The sequence below is a fragment of the Micrococcus sp. GbtcB5 genome, from assembly GCF_019091605.1.
Classification (GTDB): Bacteria; Actinomycetota; Actinomycetes; order Actinomycetales; family Micrococcaceae; genus Micrococcus; species Micrococcus luteus.
This window is the reverse complement of record NZ_JAGXJK010000598.1, coordinates 1-230: the sequence shown is the minus strand read 5'-3', so window position 1 is coordinate 230 and position 230 is coordinate 1. Positions and strand designations below refer to the sequence as shown.

1 protein-coding gene is annotated in these 230 nt (G+C 80.4%); it reads left to right on the top strand.

Annotated features, from left to right (window positions below):
• Window positions 1-230 (top strand): L-lactate permease (locus KVS67_RS13650; RefSeq protein WP_217565606.1); only part of this gene is annotated, 230 nt, incomplete at both ends.

Genomic DNA, 230 nt, shown 5'->3' with positions numbered 1-230 from the left:
GCCCGCGCGGGGCCCCCCCCGGCTTCGGCGCCCCCGTGGCCATCACGCCCCCCTTGGTGCCCGGCCTGGGTGTGCCCCCGCGGCGGGCGGCCACCGCCGTGCTGCTGGCGAACACCGCGCCCGTGGCCTTCGGCGCCGTGGGCACCCCCATCACCTCCGCCGGCACGCTCACCGGCATCCCCGCCACGCACATCGGCGCGATCGTCGGCCACCAGGCCCCGTTCGTGGCC